Source organism: Nonomuraea sp. NPDC048826, from assembly GCF_043198225.1.
Classification (GTDB): Bacteria; Actinomycetota; Actinomycetes; order Streptosporangiales; family Streptosporangiaceae; genus Nonomuraea.
This window is the reverse complement of record NZ_JBICUQ010000015.1, coordinates 1-18,563: the sequence shown is the minus strand read 5'-3', so window position 1 is coordinate 18,563 and position 18,563 is coordinate 1. Positions and strand designations below refer to the sequence as shown.

The window sequence follows — 18,563 nt, the reverse complement described above, 5'->3', positions numbered from 1 at the left end:
GAGATCGTGCCCCAGAACGCCTAGCTCACCAGGAACTGGGTGGCCGCCAGCTCCCGGTAGAGCTCGTCGGCGCCCACCAGCTCGTGGTGGGTGCCGACGGCCCGCACGCCGCCGCTCTCCATGACGACGATGCGGTCGGCGTTGGTCACCGTGGACAGCCGGTGGGCGATGACCAGCACGGTCGTCTCGGCGGCGACCTCGGCGATGACCTCGCGCAGCCGCAGCTCGTTGACCGCGTCGAGCTGGGAGGTGGCCTCGTCGAGCAGGAGCAGCCGGGGCTTGCGCAGCAGCGCCCTGGCGATGGCGACGCGCTGCCGCTCGCCGCCGGACAGCAGCACGCCCCGGTGGCCGACGAGGGTGTCGAGGCCGTCGGGCAGCCTGGACACCAGGTCGTCGAGGCGGGTGCGGGCGACCGCGCGGAGCAGCTCGTCGTCGGTGGCGTCGGGGGCGGCGAACAGGAGGTTCTCCTTGAGCGTGCCGGCCAGCACGGGCGCGTCCTGCTCGACGTAGCCGAGCGCGGCTCGCAGCTCGCCGAGCGGCCAGTCGCGGATGTCCCTGCCGCCGAGCGAGATGGCCCCGCCCTGGTGCTCGTAGAAGCGTTCGAGCAGGGCGAAGACGGTGGACTTGCCCGCTCCCGACGGGCCGACGAGCGCGGTGAGACCGCCGGGCGGCACCTCGAAGCTGACCCCGTCGTGCACGACGGGCCGGTCGTCGCCGTACCGGAAGGTCACGTCGTCGAAGCGGACGCCGAGCGGGCGGCCGCCGGTGACGGCAGGCTCGGCGACGGGCTCGCCGGGCAGGTCCTCGACCTCCTTGATGCGTCTCATCGCGGCCAGGCCCTGCTGGAGCTGGACCGCGCCCTCGACGAGCTGCCCGATCGGCGCCACGAGGTAGAACAGGTAGAGCAGGAAGGCGATCAGCGAGGAGACCTCCAGCGCACCGGAGGCGACCCTGGCCCCGCCGACGCCGAGCACGCCCAGGAAGGCGATCTGCACGGCCATCCAGGTCGACACCCCGGCCAGGGAGGTCCACCCGGCCACCTGCAAACCGCGGTCGCGGGCCCGCGCCGCCGCGTCGGCGACGACGGTGATCTCGCGCTCCTCGGCGCCGCTGGCCTTGACCGTGCGGTAGGCCTGCAGCGCCCGGTCGAGCACCGCGCCCATCTCGCCGACGGCTTCCTGGGCGTCCTTCTGGGCCCGCATGATGCGCGGCATCACCGTGCCGGTCAGCCCGCCGACCACGACCACCACGAGCAGGGTGACCAGCAGGAGCGCGCCGTCCATGGCGGCCATCATGACGATGGCGCCGATCAGCATGAACACCGAGCTGACGGCGTTGACGACGCCGTTGGTGAGCACCGCGCGCAGCAGCGTCGTGTCGCCGGTGACGCGGGAGAGCAGATCGCCGGGCTTGAGCCGGTCGACGTCGGCCACCCGGAGCCGCAGGATGCGGTCGACCAGGCGGCGGCGCGCCCCCATCACGACGCTCTCTCCCGTGCGCTCCATCAGATAGGAGCCGACGGCCGACACCACCGCGCCGACCAGGACGGCGACGGTGAGGCCGATGAGCGGCCCGGCCATCGACCGGGCCTCACCGAACGCGTCCACCACGTATTTGGCCAGCAACGGCATGGCGAGGCCCGCCACCGAGCCGATCAGGCCCAGCACCCCGCCCACCAGCAGGATCCACCGATGTGGACGCAAGTAGGCGAACAGATCCTTGATCACCGAATCTCCCTCCCAGGAGCCCATTCGACCTCTCCCAACGATCGGCCGCGCGCGATCCGCACCAGTCAACCTAAATTGACGACCTAGGTATGTCAACTTCGGTTGACGACTCCTCCTTGAGGATGACCACGACATCCGCCCGCGCCCCTCGGGCGAATAGGGCGTCGAGGAACCCGGCCGGAACCTCGTCCCGTTCAGCACCTTCCGAAAGGAACGACCATGGAGCACCGGATCAACCGGCGCGCCCTCATCGGACTCGGCGTCGCGGCTGCCCTGACGGCCTCCTCGCTCGCCATGCTCCGTACGGACTCCGGCGCGGCTTCCTCCCATCGCGAGGCGCCCGCGATCATCGCCGACCCGCTCAACGACAACACCGACGTGTACGCGTTCGTCAGCCCTGACAAGCCGGACACCGTGACCCTGCTGTCGAACTGGATCCCGTTCCAGGAGCCGCAGGGCGGGCCGAACTTCTACCCGTTCGACACCCGGTCCCGCTACAACATCAAGATCGACAACGACGGCGACGCCAAGCCCGACATCACCTACCAGTGGACGTTCCGCAACGAGGACAAGCGCGGAAACACCACGTTCCTGTACAACAACGGGCCGGTGACCTCGCTCGACGACCAGAACCTGCTCTTCCGCCAGCGCTACACGCTCAAGCGGATCACCGGGAACGGCAGCCGCACGCTCGTCTCCAACGGCATCGTCGCGCCGAGCAACGTCGGCCCCGCCTCCATGCCCGACTACGGCACCCTGCGCTCGCAGGCGATCACCAGCCTCCGGGGCGGCGGCAAGACCTTCGCCGGTCAGTCGGACGAGGCGTTCTTCCTCGACCTGCACGTCTTCGACCTGCTGTACGGCGCCGACCTGTCGGAGGTCGGCCAGGACACGCTCAAGGGCTACAACGTCAACACCCTCGGCCTCCAGGTGCCCAAGGAAGACCTGGCGATCAAGGGCGACCCCAAGCGCAACCCGGTCGTCGGCATCTGGTCCACCACCGACAAGAACAACGGGGACAAGTTCGTCCAGGTCTCCCGGCTGGGCAACCCGCTGGTCAACGAACTCGTGGCCCCCGCCGGTCTGAAGGACGCCTTCAACGCGCTGCCGCCGGAGAAGGACGCCGACGTGGCCGCCCTGGTCAAGCGGGTCACCGACCCCGAGGTGGCCAGGCTGCTCGAAGCCATCTACGGCATCAAGGCGCCAGCCACCCCGCGCAACGACCTGGTCCAGATCTTCCTGACCGGGATCGCCAAGAACAACGGGCCCATCGCGGCCGACCTGAACGCGCAGTCGCTCAACAAGGACGCGGGCAAGCCGCGCCCGGCCGAGATGCTGCGGCTCAACATGTCGATCCCGCCGACCAAGGACCCCAACAGGCTCGGCGTGCTCGCCGGTGACCTGCAGGGCTTCCCGAACGGCCGCCGGCTCTCCGACGACGTGGTGGACATCGAGCTGCAGGCCGTCGCGGGCGCCGCTCAGTCCGGCAAGCTCGTCCCCGGTCTGACCGACAAGGTGGACATGAACGACAAGAAGTTCGGCGACACGTTCCCGTACATCCCGCTCCCCAGCAACGTGTCCGTGAACCAGCGCTGACCCCGTGCCCGGCCTTCCGGCCGGGCCTCCCACCCGGCGGGGGCCGGTACCGTCCCCCGCCGCCCCCGGGCCGGCCGGCCGCTCTCCCCGTCGGCGGCCGGCCGGCCTTTCTCGAACACCCCGGAGCCCTCGATGCGTTCATTCCTCCTGTTCGCCGGTCTCGTCGTGGCCGGCGCGCTGCTGTTCACCGCCTTCGGCTTCGCCGCGCCCGCCGTCCAGCAGGCGCCCGCGGCCCGGCAGGAAACCCTCCAGGAAAGGCTCAAGCGACTGCCGGACGACCACCGCGGCTGGGCGCAGCTCGGCGTCCAGTACGTCGACCAGGCCAGGATCACCGGCGACCCGGCGTACTACGCCAAGGCGGAAGGCGCGCTCGCCACCGCGGCCCGGCTCGCCCCCGCCGACGACGCGGTCCTGACCGGCCAGGCCACGCTCGCCGCCGGCCGCCACGAGTTCGCCGAGGCCGAACGGCTGGCCGAACGGGCGCTCGACGCCAACGCCTACAGCGCGGCCGCGTACGGGGTGCTGGCCGACGCCCGCGTCCAGCTCGGCGACCTGAGCGGGGCGAGGGAGGCCGTCGAGCGGATGCTGGACCTGCGCCCCGGCGTCGCGTCCTTCGCCCGCGCCTCGTACGCGGCCGAACTGCGCGGCGACCGCGCCGGCGCGCGCCGCTACCTCGGGTACGCCCACGACGACGCGCACACCCCCGCCGACCTCGCCTACGCCCGCCACCAGCTCGGCGAACTGGCCCTGCACGACCACGACACCGCGGCGGCCGACCAGTGGTACGGCCGCGCGCTGGAGGCCGACCCCGAGTACACGCCCGCCCTCGCCGGCCGGGCCAAGGCCGCCGCGCTCGGCGGCCGGCTGGACGAGGCGCTCGACCTGTACGAACGCGTGATCCGGCGGCTGCCGCTGCCCCAGTACCTGATCGAACGGGGTGAGGTGCGGCTCAAGGCCGGCCTGCCCGCCGACTGGACCCTGCTGGAGGCCCAGCGCGACCTGCTCGCCAAGACCGGCGTCCGCGACGACCTGACCTGGGCCGAGTTCGAGGCCGACCACGGCGACCCGGACGAGGCGGTCCGGCTCGCCCGCGCCGAGTACGCCCGCAACCCCGGCCTGATCGCCGCCGACGCGCTCGGCTGGGCGCTGTTCAAGGCCGGCGAACCCCGCGAGGCCCTGCGGTACGCCAAGCGGGCCACCGCCACCGGCTGGCAGCATCCGGTGCTCCGCTACCACCGGGCCGAGATCGAACGGGCACTCGGCCGCGACACCCCCGCCGACCGCCGCTTCGACCCGTCCCTCGCCTCCCTGGCACGGTTCTCATGACCCCCCGCCCCCATGACGAGACCCCCGCGTCCCCCGGGCCGGACGCCCGCCTCCCTCGCGAGACCCGCCGCACCCCACGGCCCGCCGCCCGCTGGCGCTGGTTCGCGACGCTGGCGCTCGGGCTGCTGATGGGGCTGTTCGCGGCCGCTCCCGCCCAGGCAGCCGCACACCCGCTGGGCAACTTCACCGTCAACCACTACAACGGGCTCACCGTGGCCGCGGGCAGGGTGACGAACCTGGCGGTGGTGGACCTGGCCGAGCTCCCCACGCTCCAGGCCCGGCCGGACGTGGACGCCGGCTACGCCTCCCGGCGCTGCGCCGCGCTCGCCGCCGCGCAACGGCTGACGGTCGGCGACGCGCCCGTCCCGTGGCAGGTGGTACGGGCCGGGCACGCCTACGCCCCGGGCCAGGGCGGCCTCTCGACCAGCAGGCTGACCTGCGACCTGGTGGCCGAGACCGCGGCGTCCGGCGCGGTGACGTTCACCGACGGCTTCGAACAGGACCGGATCGGCTGGCGTGAGATCACCGCGGCCGGCGACGGGGTGCGGCTGCTCGATCCCACCGTGCCCGAGGTCAGCGTGAGCGACGAGCTGCGTAGCTACCCAGACGACCTGCTGGCCTCACCGCTCGACCAGCGCACGGCCTCCTTCACCGTCTCCCGGCTCGGCGGCGTGGGCGGCGGCGACGCTCGCGGCTCCGCGGACCCGGGCCCGCCCGTCGGCGGCCCCATCGGCGCGGCGCTCGACGCGCTGGACCGGACGTTCACCGGCCTCGTCGGCGCCGACTCGCTCACCGTGCCGCTCGGCCTGCTGGCGCTGGGCCTGGCGGTGGTGCTGGGCGCCGGGCACGCGCTGATCCCGGGGCACGGCAAGACGATCATGGCCGCCTACCTGGCGGGACGCCGTGGCAGACCGAGGGACGCGTTCGTGGTGGGAGCCACGGTGACGGCCACCCACACCGTCGGGGTTCTCGTGGTGGGCCTCGCGCTGAGCGTCTTCACGACCCTCGCCGGGGAGTCCGTGCTGGCCTGGCTGGGAGTCGCCAGCGGCGCACTGATCGCCGCCATCGGCCTCCGCCTCCTCCACACGGCCCGCAAAGCCCGGACCACCCCTGAACACGGCCACGGACATGGGCACGGCCACGGGCACGGCCACGGGCATGGGCATGGGCATCGGAGGGGTGGCCTGGTAGGGCTGGGGGTGGCCGGAGGGTTGGTGCCCAGCCCGTCGGCGCTGGTGGTGCTGCTCGGCGCGATCGCGCTCGGCCGGACCTGGTTCGGGGTCGCGCTGGTGACCGCGTACGGGATCGGCATGGCCGCCACGCTGACCGTCACCGGCCTGCTGCTGGTCAAGCTGGTCGACCGGCTGGAGGCGCGGGCGTCGGCCGGACGCCGGCTGGCCGCCCGCCTGTCGAGCGCGGCGCCGCTGGGCACGGCCGTGATGGTGGTCCTCCTCGGCGCCGGCCTCGCCCTGCGCTCCGCGGTCACCTTGTGACCCGTACCGGCGTGACCCGTACCGGCGTGACCCGTACCGGCGTGACCCGTACCGGCGTGACCCGTACCGGCGTGACCCGTACCAGCGTGACCCGTACCAGCGTGACCCGTACCGGCCTCTAGTCGAGGACCGGCAGGTCCGGATGGTCGTAGTCGGCGTCGCCGTCCTCGGCCCGCCGCAGCGCCAGGTCTTCCAGCCAGGCGGCGGCGAACCTTCGGGCCGGCCCGTCCTCGCCGCCGACACCGCCCGCGAACCCGAGCCGCATGCCCAGCTCCTGCAGCGAGAACCCCGGCAGCAGCCGCCCGCCGAGCCGTTCGAGTTCGCGGAACGAGTAGAGCTGCGCCACAGCCGCGAGGTCGGCGACGTCGCGGGCCAGCCCGCGCTCGTGCAGGTCGCGTACCCGCAGGCCGACCGCGTCGTCGAGCGTCACCACCGGAAGCCCGTCACGCCGGACGGGCGGTTCGAGCGGCGCGCCGTCCCCGGCCTCGACCGGGCAGCGCAGCCCTTCCGCGGGGTCCACCGCGATCAGCCGCCCGCCCTCCACGGACACCTCCAGCCCGGCCTCCCACAGGGCCACAGCCAGCTCGTCCACGACCGCGGGCGGCCCACCGGCGAACTCCAGCCCGTCTCCCGGCGGGCACCCGATCCCGTGCGCGCGCAGGGCCGCCGCGCCCGCCAGCGCCATCCCGTACCGCTCGCACACGGGCAGCACGGCGGCCAGCACCCGCCGCTGGAACGCAAGCCCCATGGATCAAGTATGGCGGCGCAGGCGGCGGGACGAGGGCAGGTCGTGGCGCCCTGACAAGAACTCCTGGAACGCGATCTTGGCCCGGATCACCGGCCGCCGCCAGCGCTCCTCCCGGTGGATGGCCTTGGCCATCTTGCGCGGCGAGCGGCCGACGAAGAACCAGTGCGCCCACGGCGACCCCGGCCTGGCCAGCCGCACCGCGCCCACCAGCAGCAGGACGGGCAGGAACAGCCCCGCCATGCCCGTCCAGATCTTCCCCTTGAGCAGCGTGACCACCGCGAGCATCAGGTTGCCCACGATCAGCACGGCGGGGTTGACCAGCGGCGTGCCGAAGTCCCAGGTGAGCGGCCGCAGCCCGATGAGCAGCAGCCCGGTCACCGCCACGGCGATGAACACCGCGTCGACCGAGGTGCGCCCTTCCTCTTCCCAGTAGACGTCGTGCAGGTGGAGGATCAGCGCGAACTCGTCGAGCACCAGGGCGGCCCCGATCCCGAACACCGAGGCCGCCACGGCATACCCCACCTGTGACGCCCCGGACACGATCAGCCCCGCCACCCCGCCCATCAGCATGAGCACCACGCCGAACACCACGTGGTGGATGTGCATCTCCCCCACGCTGACGTTGCGGAACCAGCCGATCTTCGCCCTGATCAGCCGCACGTTGATACGGGTGGCGATGAACGCCACGATCAGCGCGACGAAGAAACAGAACAGCGGCAGCCGCCCCGTCGTGATGATGTTCGCCTGAAACCACTTATCCATGACCGTGTACAGAACTCTACGAGCACGATCGTGGTACTCGCGGCGTCAGACCCTGTTTCCCGCTCAGCGGGCCCGGTCGTAGACCAGGGCCATCTCGCCCAGCTTGCCGGCCTCCTGCCGGGTGAGCGTCCACTTCGAAGCCGGCAGGCCGTCGTCGAACAGCCGGCCGCCGCCTCCGGCGATCTCGGGGACGATCATGAGGCGCAGCCGGTCGATCAGATCCGCCGCGAGGAGCGGCTTGATGATGCTCACGCTGCTGTTGACGAGGATGTCGCCAGAACCGGTGGCCTTGAGCTCGGCGACGACGTCCGCGGCGGGGGCGTTCACCACGCGGGCGCGTTCCCACGGAGCCTGGGTCAGCGTGGTCGAGAAGACCACCTTCTCCACGTCCACCAGCCACTTCGCGTAGCCGCGATCACGGGGGTCGGCGTTCTCGTCCTCGGCGACCGGCGGCCAGTAGCCGAGGAATCCTTCGGCGTTGACCCGGCCGAGCACCGCCGTCGTCGCACCCTCCCAGATGCCGGTCAGGTGGTCGCGGGCGACGTCCGTGGTCACGTACGGGCCGATGGCCGCGAAATCGGCGGGGCCGCCGGGACCGTGGTAACGGCCGTCAAGGGTGAGGCTCAGGTTGGCGGTCACCCGGCGGGTGGTCGAGCTGGTCATTCGGTGCTCCTTGTCTCAGTTTCTTGCGCCTCCACGGCGAAGGTCGCCACGAGCTTGTCGAGGCTCTGGCCGAAGCCGACCTCGATGCCCGCGATGAAGTCCGCGGAGTCGATGGTGCTGTCGGTGATCCGGAACACGACGTCGAGGTCCGTGCCGGTCTCGGTGGGCCGCAGGCCCAGGTCGAGGTGAGAGGTGAAGGCGGGACCGCCGCCGGGAAGCAGCGGGGAGAGGCGATAGGTGAGCCGTTCACCGGCATGTACCTCGTCGACGACTCCCTCCGCGCGCCCGGCCACCAGGTCGGAGCCGTCGGCGTCCTCGGCGTCGCGGTACTCGTGGATGATCCGCCCACCCGGTCGCGCCTCGAAGACGAGCTTGGAGAGGCGCAGGTCGTCGGGCGTCCACCACCGGGCCAGCAGGGAGGCGTCGGTGAGGTGGCGCCAGACGTCCTCCGGACGCCCCGCCAGCGACCGGTGGAACCTGAACGAGCGGCCGTCGGCCCAGCCCGGCTCCTTCGCGGCGAGCCGCTCCGCCTGGACGCCGAGCCCGTAGCGGTCGAAGGTTTCGCGGGCGGCGTCGGCCTGGTCGGCGAGCCGGCCGAGCACGGCGGCCAGGTCACGCAGAGCCGTGGGCCGCAGCGCGTAGACGCGGCGCTGGCCGGTTCGCCGGGAGGTGACGACGCCGGCGCGCTCCAGGGTCTGCAGATGCTTGGTCGTCTGCGGCTGGCGTGCCCCGGCGAGCTGAACGAGGACGCCGACCGAGCGGGGCCGCTCGGCCAGCAGGCTCACGAGCCGCCAGCGGGCCGGGTCGGCCAGAGCGGCGAGAAGTGCGTCCATGGCGGCTACTATTCACCACGACGAATATTCGTGTCAACGAATAATTAGGAAGCGAGAGGGCGACTGGGGTGACCGGGAATCCGTCAGGAAAGGAAGCCCCGCAGGAGCGCGGCGGTGCCCTCCAGGTGTTCGCACATCGTGCGGCGGGCCGCCTCGGGGTCGCCGGCGAGGATGGCGGCCACGATCGCGCGGTGCTGCGCGGCGGCGTGGTCGAGGTTGACCTGGAGCATGGGGATGGCGTTGAGCAGGTCGCTGACCCGCAGGCGGGCGTCGGCGCAGGCGGCCGCGAGCAGGCCGGAGCCGGTCAGCTCGGCGATCGACAGATGGAAGGCGGTGTCGAGGCGGCGGTAGTCCGCCAGCGACGCCTCGTCGAGGTCGGCCAGCCGGCGCCGGAGCGTGTCACGCTGCCCGTCGGTCAGCTCCATGCCGGCCAGCACCTGGGCGGCGCCGCACTCGACCGCCATGCGGAAGGTGAGTGCGTCGGCCAGGTCGTCGGTGCCCATGTCGGCGACCACCCTGCGCAGGTGGGCGGGGCCGGGCCGGGGCGGCACGTAGGTGACGAACGCGCCGCCGTAACGGCCGCGCCGCACGTCGAGGAAGCCGGCGTCCTGCAGGGCGCGGATGGCCTCGCGCAGCGTCACCCGGCTGATGCCGAGCTGCACGGCCAGCTCGCGCTCGGGCGGCAGCTTGTCACCCGGCGCCACCACGCCGAGCTTGATCGCCTGCAGGAGTCGCTCGACCGTCTCCTCGAAGGCGTTTCCGGCCCGCACCGGCCGTAGCACCGTCATCAAACGCGTCGACTCGTCCAACGTGTCCTCAGGTCTTGACAAGCGATCCCGCCATACACATCAATGGTCTAAGACTAGCCCAATCAACGAGAAACCGCCTCCTGCCAGATCGGAGCCAGCACGTGAGCGAGCGGTCCAGCCATGGCTTCCTCACTGTCGACGAGCTACGGCAGGAGGTCGCGGCCGGCCTGATCGACACGGTCCTGCTCGCCATCGCCGACATGCAGGGCCGTCTCCAGGGCAAGCGCCTGTCCGCACGCTACTTCCTCGACGAGGTGCTGCACCACGGCTCCGAGGGGTGCAACTACCTGCTCGCCGTGGACGTGGACATGAACACGGTCAGCGGTTACGCGATGTCGTCCTGGGATCGTGGGTACGGGGACTTCGTGATGCGCCCTGACCTGTCGACGCTCAGGCGCGTGCCCTGGCAGGAGGGCACGGCCATGCTCATGGCCGACCTCGCCTGGGAGGACGGCGGCGACGTGACCGCCTCGCCGCGCCAGATCCTGCGCCGCCAGCTCGCCCGGCTGGAGGAGCGCGGCCTGCGCGCGTACGTCGGCACCGAGCTGGAGTTCATCGTCTACGAGGACTCGTACGAGCAGGCATGGCAGCGCGCCTACCGCGACCTGACCCCCGCCAACCTCTACAACGTCGACTACTCACTCCTCGGCACCGCCCGGGTCGAGCCGCTGCTGCGCCGCATCCGGCGCGACATGGAGGGCGCGGGCCTGTACGTGGAGTCCGCCAAGGGCGAGTGCAACCTGGGCCAGCACGAGATCGCCTTCCGCTACGCCGAGGCGCTGGTCACCTGCGACAACCACGCCATCTACAAGAACGGCGCCAAGGAGATCGCCGCCCAGGAGGGCAGGTCGATCACCTTCATGGCCAAGCCGAACCACCGTGAGGGCAACTCCTGCCACGTCCACATCTCGCTGCGCGGCACGGACGGCGACCTGGTCATGGCGGGCGACGGACCGCACGGGCTGTCGGAGCTGGGCCGCCGGTTCATCGCCGGTCAGCTCGCCTGCCTGCGCGAATTCACTCTCCTGTACGCGCCCAACATCAACTCCTACAAGCGGTTCGTGCCCGGCAGCTTCGCGCCCACGGCCGTCAAGTGGGGCTTCGACAACCGCACCTGCGCGCTGCGCCTGGTCGGCCACGGCCCCTCGCTCCGGGTGGAGAACCGGGTGCCGGGCGGCGACGTGAACCCGTACCTCGCCGTGGCCGCGCTGGTCGCGGCCGGGCTGCACGGCATCGACGCGGAGCTGGAGCTGGAGGAGGCGTTCGAGGGCAACGCCTACGCCTCCGGCGCCACGACCGTCCCGCACACGCTGCGCGACGCGCTGGCCCTGTTCGAGGGTTCCAAGCTGGCCAGGGAGGAGTTCGGCGACGACGTGGTGGCCCACTACGCCAACAACGCCCGGGTGGAGCTGGAGGCCTTCGACGCGGCGGTGACCGACTGGGAGATGTTCAGGGGATTCGAGCGGCTGTGACGAGCATGAAGATCATCAATCCGGCGACCGAGCAGGTCGTGGCCGAGGTCGAGATGGCCGGGGCCGCGGCGGTCGACGAGGCCGTGGCCAGGGCCGCGAAGGCCTACCGGGAGTGGCGCGAGGTGGCCCCGGGCGACCGGGCGCGGCTGCTGCGCGCGTTCGCCGACCTGGTCGACGCGCACGCCGAGGAGCTGGCCGCGCTGGAGGTCGCCAACGCCGGTCACCCGATCGGCAACGCCCGGTGGGAGGCCGGCGCCGTCCGCGACGTGTTCCACTTCTACGCGGGCGCGCCCGAGCGCAACCACGGCAAGCAGATCCCGGTGCCCGGCGGCGTCGACGTGACGTTCCAGGAGCCGCTCGGCGTGGTGGGCGTCATCGTGCCGTGGAACTTCCCGATGCTGATCATGTCGTGGGGCGTCGCGCCGGCGCTCGCGGCGGGCAACACGGTCATCGTCAAGCCCGCCGAGTGGACCCCGCTGACCGCGCTGCGGCTGGCCGAGCTGGCCCTGGCGGCGGGCCTCCCCGAGGGGGTGCTCCAGGTCCTGCCTGGGGCAGGGGAGGTCGCGGGCGCCCGCCTGGTCGAGCACCCCGGCGTCGCCAAGATCGTGTTCACCGGCTCGACCGAGGTGGGCAAGGAGATCGCGGCCAAGGCCGCCGCGCACGTCAAGCGGCTCACCCTGGAGCTCGGCGGCAAGTCGGCCAACATCGTCTTCGCCGACGCCGACGTGGCCAAGGCGGCGGCGGCTGCCCCGTACGCGGTCTTCGACAACAGCGGGCAGGACTGCTGCGCCCGCTCGCGCGTGCTGGTGCAGGAGAGCGTGTACGACGAGTTCCTGGAGCGGCTGTCGGAGGCCGTACGCGGCCTGCGCGTCGGCGACCCGCTCGACCCCGCCACCGAGATGGGCCCGCTGATCAGCGCCGAGCACCTGGAGCGGGTCAGCGGCTTCGTCGAGGACCCCTACCTGCAGGGCTCGTGCCCCCAGGGCCGCGGCTTCTGGTTCCCGCCGACGGTGCTGACCTCGAAGGTCACCGACCGGGCGTTCACCGAGGAGATCTTCGGGCCGGTCGTGTCCGTGGTGCCGTTCGCCGGCGAGGCCGACGCGGTGCGCATCGCCAACGACACCCGTTACGGCCTGTCCGGCTCCATCTGGACCCGCGACATCGGCCGGGCGCTGCGGGTGGCGCGCGCGGTCGAGTCCGGTGCGCTCTCGGTGAACTCCAACTCCTCGGTCCGCTACTGGACCCCGTTCGGCGGGTTCAAGGAGTCCGGGCTCGGCCGCGAGCTGGGCCCCGACGCGCTCGCCGCGTTCACCGAGACCAAGAACGTCTTCATCTCAACGGAGTAGCGACATGCAGCGTTTGCTGGACCGCGTGGCCGTCATCACCGGGGCGGGCAGCGGCATCGGCCTGGCCACCGCCCATCGGTTCGCCGAGGAGGGCGCCAAGGTCGTGTGCGTGGACGTCGACGAGGAGGCGGGCGCCAAGGCCGCCACCGCGGTCGGCGGCCTGTTCGTCAAGGCGGACGTCACCAGCGAGGACGACGTGGTCCGGATGTACGAGACCGCGTTCGACACCTACGGGAGCGTGGACGTCGCGTTCAACAACGCGGGCATCTCGCCGCCGGACGACGACTCCATCCTGGAGACCGGCATGGACGCCTGGCGCCGGGTGCAGGAGGTCAACCTGACCAGCGTCTACCTGTGCTGCAAGCACGCCATCCCGTACATGCGCCGCCAGGGCAAGGGCTCGATCATCAACACCGCCTCGTTCGTGGCCGTCATGGGGTCGGCGACCTCGCAGATCTCCTACACCGCGTCCAAGGGCGGGGTGCTGGCCATGTCGCGCGAGCTCGGCGTGCAGTTCGCCCGGGAGGGCATCCGGGTCAACGCGCTCTGCCCGGGGCCGGTGAACACGCCGCTGCTCCAGGAGCTGTTCGCCAAGGACCCCGAGCGGGCGCAGCGGCGGCTGGTGCACGTGCCGCTCGGCCGCTTCGCCGAGGCCACCGAGATCGCGGCCGCGGTCGCCTTCCTCGCCAGCGACGACGCCTCCTTCATCACGGCGTCGCAGTTCCTGGTCGACGGCGGCATCTCGGGCGCGTACGTGACGCCGCTTTGAGCCGGCCCGTCATCGGCATCAGCACCTACGTCGAGCCCGCGCGGTTCACGGTGTGGGACCTGCCCGTGGCGCTGCTGCCGTACATGTACGTGGAGCAGGTGACGCGGGCGGGCGGGCAGCCGGTGCTGATCCCGCCGGCGGGCGACCCGGCGGCGCTGGTGCCGCGGCTCGACGGGCTGATCCTGGCGGGTGGCGGCGACATCGACCCGGGCCGGTACGGGGACTCCCCTCACCCCCGAACCGACTACATCCGGAAATTTCGGGACTCTGCGGAGTTCGCCGTGATGACGGCGGCCCTGCAGGCCCGCACCCCCTTCCTGGGCGTCTGCCGGGGCCTGCAGGTCCTCAACGTGGCCCTCGGCGGCACCCTCCACCAGCACCTCCCCGACGTCGTCGGCCACACCGGCCACTCCCCCGCGCCGGGCGAGTTCGGCCCGCTCCCCGTCCAGCCGGCCCTCGGCAGCAAGGTCGCCAAGATCCTCGGGCCCGACCCCGTCACCGTGCCGCACTACCACCACCAGGCGATCGACCGCCTCGGCACGGGCCTGACGGTGACGGCCACGGCCGCCGACGGCACGATCGAGGCGGTGGAGCTCGACGCCCACCCGTTCGCCGTCGCCGTCCAGTGGCACCCGGAGGCGGCCCACGACTGCGCGCTCTTCGAAGCCCTGGTCGCCGCCGCGAGATCCGCGGACGCGACAATTCCCGGCCAAGGCCACTAGGCTTGTCGCATCACCGTTCAAGCCGTGCGGGAGAGTGCCCTGACAGCCGGTCGGGGCCCCTGAAGGAGCAAGCCCTCCCCGCGAACCTCTCAAGGCAAAGGACCGTACGGCCGAGGTGTCCTCTGGAAAGCAGGTCCGCGCGACCTCGCCGAAGGTGAAAGTCCGGAAAAAAGCCGGGTGAAGCTCTCAGGCACCGACGACAGAGGGGGAGGATCCCGGCATCCGATCCTGTCCTGAGGTGCGAGACATGTCCCGACCGACACCGCTGAGAGACGTGCACGAGTCCCTCGGCGCCACCCTGACCGACTTCGCCGGCTGGCTCATGCCGCTGCGCTACGGCAGCGAGTCCGCGGAGCACAACGCGGTCCGCCAGGCGGCCGGGCTGTTCGATCTCTCGCACATGGGAGAGATCTTCCTGACCGGCTCCCAGGCGGCCCAGGCCCTCGACTACGCCCTGGTGGGCCACCTGTCGGCGCTGGCCGTCGGCCGGGCACGCTACACGATGATCGTCGACGAGCGCGGCGGGGTGCTGGACGACCTCATCGTCTACCGGCTCGGCGACGAGGAGTTCATGGTCGTGGCCAACGCGTCCAACGCGGACAAGGTCGCGGACGAGCTGGTCACCCGTGCCAAGGCGTACGACACGCAGGTCGAGGACCGCTCCGGCCGGTACGCCCTGATCGCCGTCCAGGGCCCGCGGTCCGAGGAGATCCTGGCCACCCTCACCGACGCCGACCTCGGCGGGCTCAAGTACTACACCGGCCTGCCCGGCCGCGTCGACGGGCGCGAGGCGCTCATCGCCCGCACCGGCTACACCGGCGAGGACGGCTTCGAGCTGTTCGTGGCCGACGACGACGCCGTGCCGCTCTGGCACGCGCTGACCGCCGCCGGGGAGCCGTACGGGCTGAAGCCGGCCGGGCTGTCGAGCCGCGACACGCTCCGCCTGGAGGCGGGTATGCCGCTGTACGGCAACGAGCTCAGCACGGAGCTCACCCCGTTCGACGCCGGACTGGGCAGGGTGGTGAAATTCGACAAGCCGGGCGACTTCGTGGGCAGGTCGGCGCTGGAGGCGGTCAAGGACGTCCCGCCACGGCGCCGCCTGGTCGGGCTGGTCGCGCGTGGCCGCCGGGTGCCCCGCCACGGCTACCCCGTCACCAAGGACGGCGCCGTCGTCGGCGAGGTCACCAGCGGCGCGCCCTCGCAGACGCTGGGCAAGCCCATCGCACTGGCCTACGTCGACACCGGCGTCGGCGAAGGTCTGGCCGTGGACATCAGGGGCAGGCAAGAACCCGTGGACGTGGTCGAGCTGCCTTTCTACAGGAGGAACAAGTGAGCAACATCCCTGACGAGCTGAGCTACACCAAGGAGCACGAGTGGATCTCCGGCCTGGAGGACGGCCTGATCGCCACGGTCGGCATCACGGCGTTCGCCGCCGAGGCCCTCGGTGACGTCGTGTACGTGCAGCTCCCGGAGGTCGGCTCGACCATCGAGGCCGGTGACTCCGTCGGCGAGGTGGAGTCCACCAAGTCGGTGAGTGAGATCTACACCCCTGTCGGCGGCGAGGTGGTGGAGATCAACCAGACCCTCGTGGACGACCCCTCGCTGGCCAACAGCGACCCGTACGGCGATGGCTGGATGTTCAAGGTGCGCGCCGACGGCGACCCTGAGGACCTCCTGTCGGCCGAGGAGTACGCCGCCCTCACCTCCGGCGAGTCCTGACCCACCCGCCGGGGCCCGCTCCCGGGCCCCGGCCCCCGCTCGTGAAAGGCGTTCTTCAATGGCGATCAGCGTCTTCGACCTCTTCAAGATCGGGATCGGCCCGTCCAGCTCCCACACCGGCGGCCCGATGGCCGCCGCGCACAAGTTCGCGCGCGGCCTGCACCAGGACGGGCTGCTCGGCCGTACGGCGCGCGTCGAGGTCATCCTGTACGGCTCGCTCGGCCTGACCGGCAAGGGCCACGGCAGCGACAAGGCGGTCCTGCTGGGCCTGTCGGGCGAGAAGCCCGAGCTGGTGGACGTCGACACCATCGACGAGCGGCTGGCCGCCATGCGCGAGTCGGGCACGGTCCGGCTGTTCGGCGAGCGCGACATCCCGTTCAGGGTCGGCGAGGACCTGGTATTCGAGCGTAAGATCTCGCTGCCCGAGCACCCCAACGGCATGCGCTTCACCGCCTACGACGAGGCGGGCGAGAGCCTGCGCGAGAAGGTCTACTTCTCCGTCGGCGGCGGCTTCGTGGTGGACGAGACCGCCACCGGCGCCGACCGCATCAAGCCCGACGACACCGTCCTGCCGCACCCGTTCACCACCGGCGAGGAGCTGCTCAAGCACTGCTCGGCCACCGGCCTGTCGATCTCCGCGCTGATGCTGGAGAACGAGAAGGCGTTCGGCCGCGGCGAGGACGAGATCCGCGCCCGGCTCCTGGAGATCTGGGCCGTCATGACGGAGTGCGTGCGGCGGGGCATCGCCAAGGAGGGCGTGCTGCCCGGCGGGCTCAAGGTCAAGCGCCGCGCCAACCAGCTGCACCGCCGCCTGCAGGCCGAGTCCACCGAGAAGGACCCGCTGCAGGCGATGGACTGGGTGTCGCTGTTCGCCCTGGCGGTCAACGAGGAGAACGCCGCCGGCGGCCGCATCGTCACCGCCCCCACCAACGGCGCGGCGGGCATCATCCCGGCCGTGCTGACCTACTACTCCCGTTTCACCCCGAACGCCGACGACGACGGCGTGATCCGCTTCCTGCTGACGGCGGCGGCGATCGGCGTGCTGTTCAAGGAGAACGCCTCGATCTCCGGCGCCGAGGTCGGCTGCCAGGGCGAGGTCGGCTCGGCCTGCTCGATGGCCTCGGCCGGGCTCACCGAGGTCCTCGGCGGCACCCCCGAGCAGGTGGAGAACGCGGCGGAGATCGGCATCGAGCACAACCTCGGCCTGACCTGCGACCCGATCGGCGGCCTGGTCCAGATCCCGTGCATCGAGCGGAACGCGGTCGCCTCCATCAAGGCCATCACCGCCGCCCGCATCGCCCTGCGCGGCGACGGCCGCCACCACGTGTCGCTCGACAAGGCCATCAAGACCATGCGCGACACCGGCAGGGACATGCTCGACAAGTACAAGGAGACCTCGCGCGGCGGCCTCGCGGTGAACGTCATCGAGTGCTGACGGGCGGCCCTAGAGACGGCCGACCAGCAGGGAGAGGAAGCTTCTGGGACGGCTGCGTCTGGCTTCGGAGTCGGCGAGGTCCTCGGCCCGCCGTTCGACGTCCTGGAAATACTCGTCGGGGGGAAGATCGCCGTCGATGAGCCGTTCGGCACGCTCGACCAGGGGATCCTTCACTACCGTCGGGTCGTCTGCCTTCTCGTGATCGGTGGGCATCGGTGACCCCTCCCAGGCTTGGTTACCTGCTGCTATGACAGTCTCACAATTCGTGTGCGTGCGCCAGCCCCGCGGCGAGCACGCCCGCCATCAGCCGGAGCGACTCGCCGTCGGCCTTCGCGAACGCGAATTTCTCCGGTGAGGTGAGAACGATGACGCCCCAGCGCTTGGCCTCGCCGTTCGAGCCGAGCCCCACGGTGGCGGCGACGCTGCTCCGGTACGGGCAGTTGCCGATGTACAGGACGCTCAGGAACGATTCGCTCCGCTGGTGGTCGTCCACGCGCCGGACTTGCATGGGCGTGTTATAGGGATTAAGCACAAATTGGACCAGTTCCTGATCCTGCGCGCCTTCGTGTCCTATTTCCATGCGTGGCGACTGCAACCCCGTCGCCTGCCTGGTGTCGGCCCGCAGCCTCAGCATTTCCTTGTCCCTGACGACCTCGTAATACGCGGCGTGCACCTCGTCGCGCTTTTTGACATAACCGCACATCTGCCGGGCCGTGGTCAGGATGTTGTCTATCAGCGACTTCACTTCTCCGTTGGCCCGCGAAGGCTCCGTCCCGCAGACCCGGCCGAGGTCCAACAGCACGGGCAGGCCGCCGCCGGACAACGTCCTGGCCATCCGCTGGGCGGCGTCGCGATATTCGGCCGTCTGCGACTGCCGTAACCACGCCGAGGCGCCGACCAGGCCGGCGCTGACGCAGAGAGCCGCGACGAGATAGTGGCGCTGCGGCCCTGTCGTGACACTCACCAGGACCCCTAACAGCGGAGTCGCCAGGGCGATGCCCAGGGAGGCCGGCAGATTCAGCAGCAGCTTCTCCACCCATCGGCGCACGGCCTGCCGTTTACGTTTCGAGAACATCGTCACCACTAAGTCCACAGTTACCGCGTCACGTCCCCCAGATTATCCCAATGCCCGGCCAAAAGGAT

Annotated in this window: 19 protein-coding genes and 1 riboswitch; of the genes, 11 read left to right on the top strand and 8 right to left on the bottom strand. The window is 71.3% G+C overall.

The features are described 5' to 3' along the window. Window positions 1-20: 20 nt before the first annotated feature. A complete protein-coding gene (locus tag ACGFI7_RS39745) occupies window positions 21-1,751 on the bottom strand; it encodes an ABC transporter ATP-binding protein (protein WP_393414327.1) in 1,731 nt (576 codons plus the stop codon). Window positions 1,752-1,946: 195 nt separating this feature from the next. On the opposite strand from ACGFI7_RS39745, the gene ACGFI7_RS39740 reads away from it, so the two are divergent. The 4 genes from ACGFI7_RS39740 to ACGFI7_RS39725 all read left to right on the top strand — a co-directional run bounded on the left by ACGFI7_RS39740 (window position 1,947) and on the right by ACGFI7_RS39725 (window position 6,264). After that, window positions 1,947-3,323 (top strand): DUF4331 domain-containing protein, encoded by a 1,377-nt coding sequence (locus ACGFI7_RS39740; RefSeq protein WP_393414324.1) that lies wholly within the window; start codon window positions 1,947-1,949, stop codon window positions 3,321-3,323. Between the two features lie 132 nt (window positions 3,324-3,455). Next, on the top strand, window positions 3,456-4,649 hold the full coding sequence (locus tag ACGFI7_RS39735) for a tetratricopeptide repeat protein (protein WP_393414321.1): 1,194 nt from the start codon (window positions 3,456-3,458) through the stop codon (window positions 4,647-4,649). After that, window positions 4,646-6,142, top strand: a complete 1,497-nt coding sequence (locus ACGFI7_RS39730) for a nickel/cobalt transporter (protein WP_393414318.1) — start codon at window positions 4,646-4,648, stop codon at window positions 6,140-6,142. The genes ACGFI7_RS39735 and ACGFI7_RS39730 overlap by 4 nt, the downstream gene beginning before the upstream one ends. Beyond that, window positions 6,139-6,264: a hypothetical protein gene (locus ACGFI7_RS39725; RefSeq protein WP_393414315.1), complete on the top strand. Its 126-nt coding sequence runs from the start codon at window positions 6,139-6,141 to the stop codon at window positions 6,262-6,264. The genes ACGFI7_RS39730 and ACGFI7_RS39725 overlap by 4 nt, the downstream gene beginning before the upstream one ends. Here ACGFI7_RS39725 and ACGFI7_RS39720 read toward each other — a convergent pair. The 5 genes from ACGFI7_RS39720 to ACGFI7_RS39700 all read right to left on the bottom strand — a co-directional run bounded on the left by ACGFI7_RS39720 (window position 6,261) and on the right by ACGFI7_RS39700 (window position 9,936). Beyond that, a complete protein-coding gene (locus ACGFI7_RS39720) occupies window positions 6,261-6,890 on the bottom strand; it encodes a hypothetical protein (RefSeq protein ID WP_393414312.1) in 630 nt (209 codons plus the stop codon). The genes ACGFI7_RS39725 and ACGFI7_RS39720 overlap by 4 nt on opposite strands. 3 nt (window positions 6,891-6,893) lie before the next feature. Next, window positions 6,894-7,652 carry a hypothetical protein gene (locus tag ACGFI7_RS39715; RefSeq protein ID WP_393414309.1) on the bottom strand — a complete coding sequence of 253 codons (759 nt, stop codon included), beginning with the start codon at window positions 7,650-7,652 and terminating at the stop codon, window positions 6,894-6,896. Window positions 7,653-7,715: 63 nt separating this feature from the next. Then, a complete protein-coding gene (locus ACGFI7_RS39710) occupies window positions 7,716-8,315 on the bottom strand; it encodes a dihydrofolate reductase family protein (protein WP_393414306.1) in 600 nt (199 codons plus the stop codon). Continuing rightward, window positions 8,312-9,148: a metalloregulator ArsR/SmtB family transcription factor gene (locus tag ACGFI7_RS39705; RefSeq protein ID WP_393414304.1), complete on the bottom strand. Its 837-nt coding sequence runs from the start codon at window positions 9,146-9,148 to the stop codon at window positions 8,312-8,314. Before ACGFI7_RS39705 ends, ACGFI7_RS39710 begins: the two co-directional genes overlap by 4 nt. Window positions 9,149-9,231: 83 nt before the next feature. Beyond that, on the bottom strand, window positions 9,232-9,936 hold the full coding sequence (locus ACGFI7_RS39700) for a FadR/GntR family transcriptional regulator (RefSeq protein ID WP_393414301.1): 705 nt from the start codon (window positions 9,934-9,936) through the stop codon (window positions 9,232-9,234). A 122-nt stretch (window positions 9,937-10,058) separates the two neighbouring features. Between ACGFI7_RS39700 and ACGFI7_RS39695 the strand changes: the two genes are divergently transcribed. The 7 genes from ACGFI7_RS39695 to ACGFI7_RS39665 all read left to right on the top strand — a co-directional run bounded on the left by ACGFI7_RS39695 (window position 10,059) and on the right by ACGFI7_RS39665 (window position 17,420). Continuing rightward, the gene (locus ACGFI7_RS39695; RefSeq protein ID WP_393414298.1) at window positions 10,059-11,429 is read left to right on the top strand and encodes a glutamine synthetase family protein; all 1,371 of its coding nucleotides are present in this window, start codon (window positions 10,059-10,061) and stop codon (window positions 11,427-11,429) included. Between the two features lie 5 nt (window positions 11,430-11,434). Then, window positions 11,435-12,775, top strand: coding sequence for an aldehyde dehydrogenase family protein (locus ACGFI7_RS39690; protein WP_393414295.1), 1,341 nt, complete (start codon window positions 11,435-11,437; stop codon window positions 12,773-12,775). A gap of 4 nt (window positions 12,776-12,779) precedes the next feature. Next, window positions 12,780-13,544 (top strand): 3-oxoacyl-ACP reductase, encoded by a 765-nt coding sequence (locus ACGFI7_RS39685; RefSeq protein ID WP_393414292.1) that lies wholly within the window; start codon window positions 12,780-12,782, stop codon window positions 13,542-13,544. Beyond that, window positions 13,541-14,266, top strand: a complete 726-nt coding sequence (locus ACGFI7_RS39680) for a gamma-glutamyl-gamma-aminobutyrate hydrolase family protein (RefSeq protein ID WP_393414289.1) — start codon at window positions 13,541-13,543, stop codon at window positions 14,264-14,266. Before ACGFI7_RS39685 ends, ACGFI7_RS39680 begins: the two co-directional genes overlap by 4 nt. A gap of 17 nt (window positions 14,267-14,283) precedes the next feature. Beyond that, window positions 14,284-14,381: riboswitch (glycine riboswitch) on the top strand. A 132-nt stretch (window positions 14,382-14,513) separates the two neighbouring features. Then, entirely contained in the window at window positions 14,514-15,599 is a 1,086-nt protein-coding gene (gene gcvT / locus ACGFI7_RS39675; RefSeq protein WP_393414286.1) for a glycine cleavage system aminomethyltransferase GcvT, read from the top strand. Then, window positions 15,596-15,985, top strand: a complete 390-nt coding sequence (gene gcvH, locus ACGFI7_RS39670; RefSeq protein WP_393414283.1) for a glycine cleavage system protein GcvH — start codon at window positions 15,596-15,598, stop codon at window positions 15,983-15,985. Before gcvT ends, gcvH begins: the two co-directional genes overlap by 4 nt. Before the next feature lie 58 nt (window positions 15,986-16,043). After that, window positions 16,044-17,420 (top strand): L-serine ammonia-lyase, encoded by a 1,377-nt coding sequence (locus ACGFI7_RS39665; RefSeq protein ID WP_393414280.1) that lies wholly within the window; start codon window positions 16,044-16,046, stop codon window positions 17,418-17,420. 9 nt (window positions 17,421-17,429) lie between these two features. Here the strand turns inward: ACGFI7_RS39665 and ACGFI7_RS39660 are convergent, their stop codons facing one another. Beyond that, the gene (locus ACGFI7_RS39660; protein WP_393414277.1) at window positions 17,430-17,633 is read right to left on the bottom strand and encodes a hypothetical protein; all 204 of its coding nucleotides are present in this window, start codon (window positions 17,631-17,633) and stop codon (window positions 17,430-17,432) included. A gap of 43 nt (window positions 17,634-17,676) precedes the next feature. Further along, a complete protein-coding gene (locus ACGFI7_RS39655) occupies window positions 17,677-18,501 on the bottom strand; it encodes a hypothetical protein (RefSeq protein ID WP_393414274.1) in 825 nt (274 codons plus the stop codon). Window positions 18,502-18,563 lie beyond the last annotated feature (62 nt).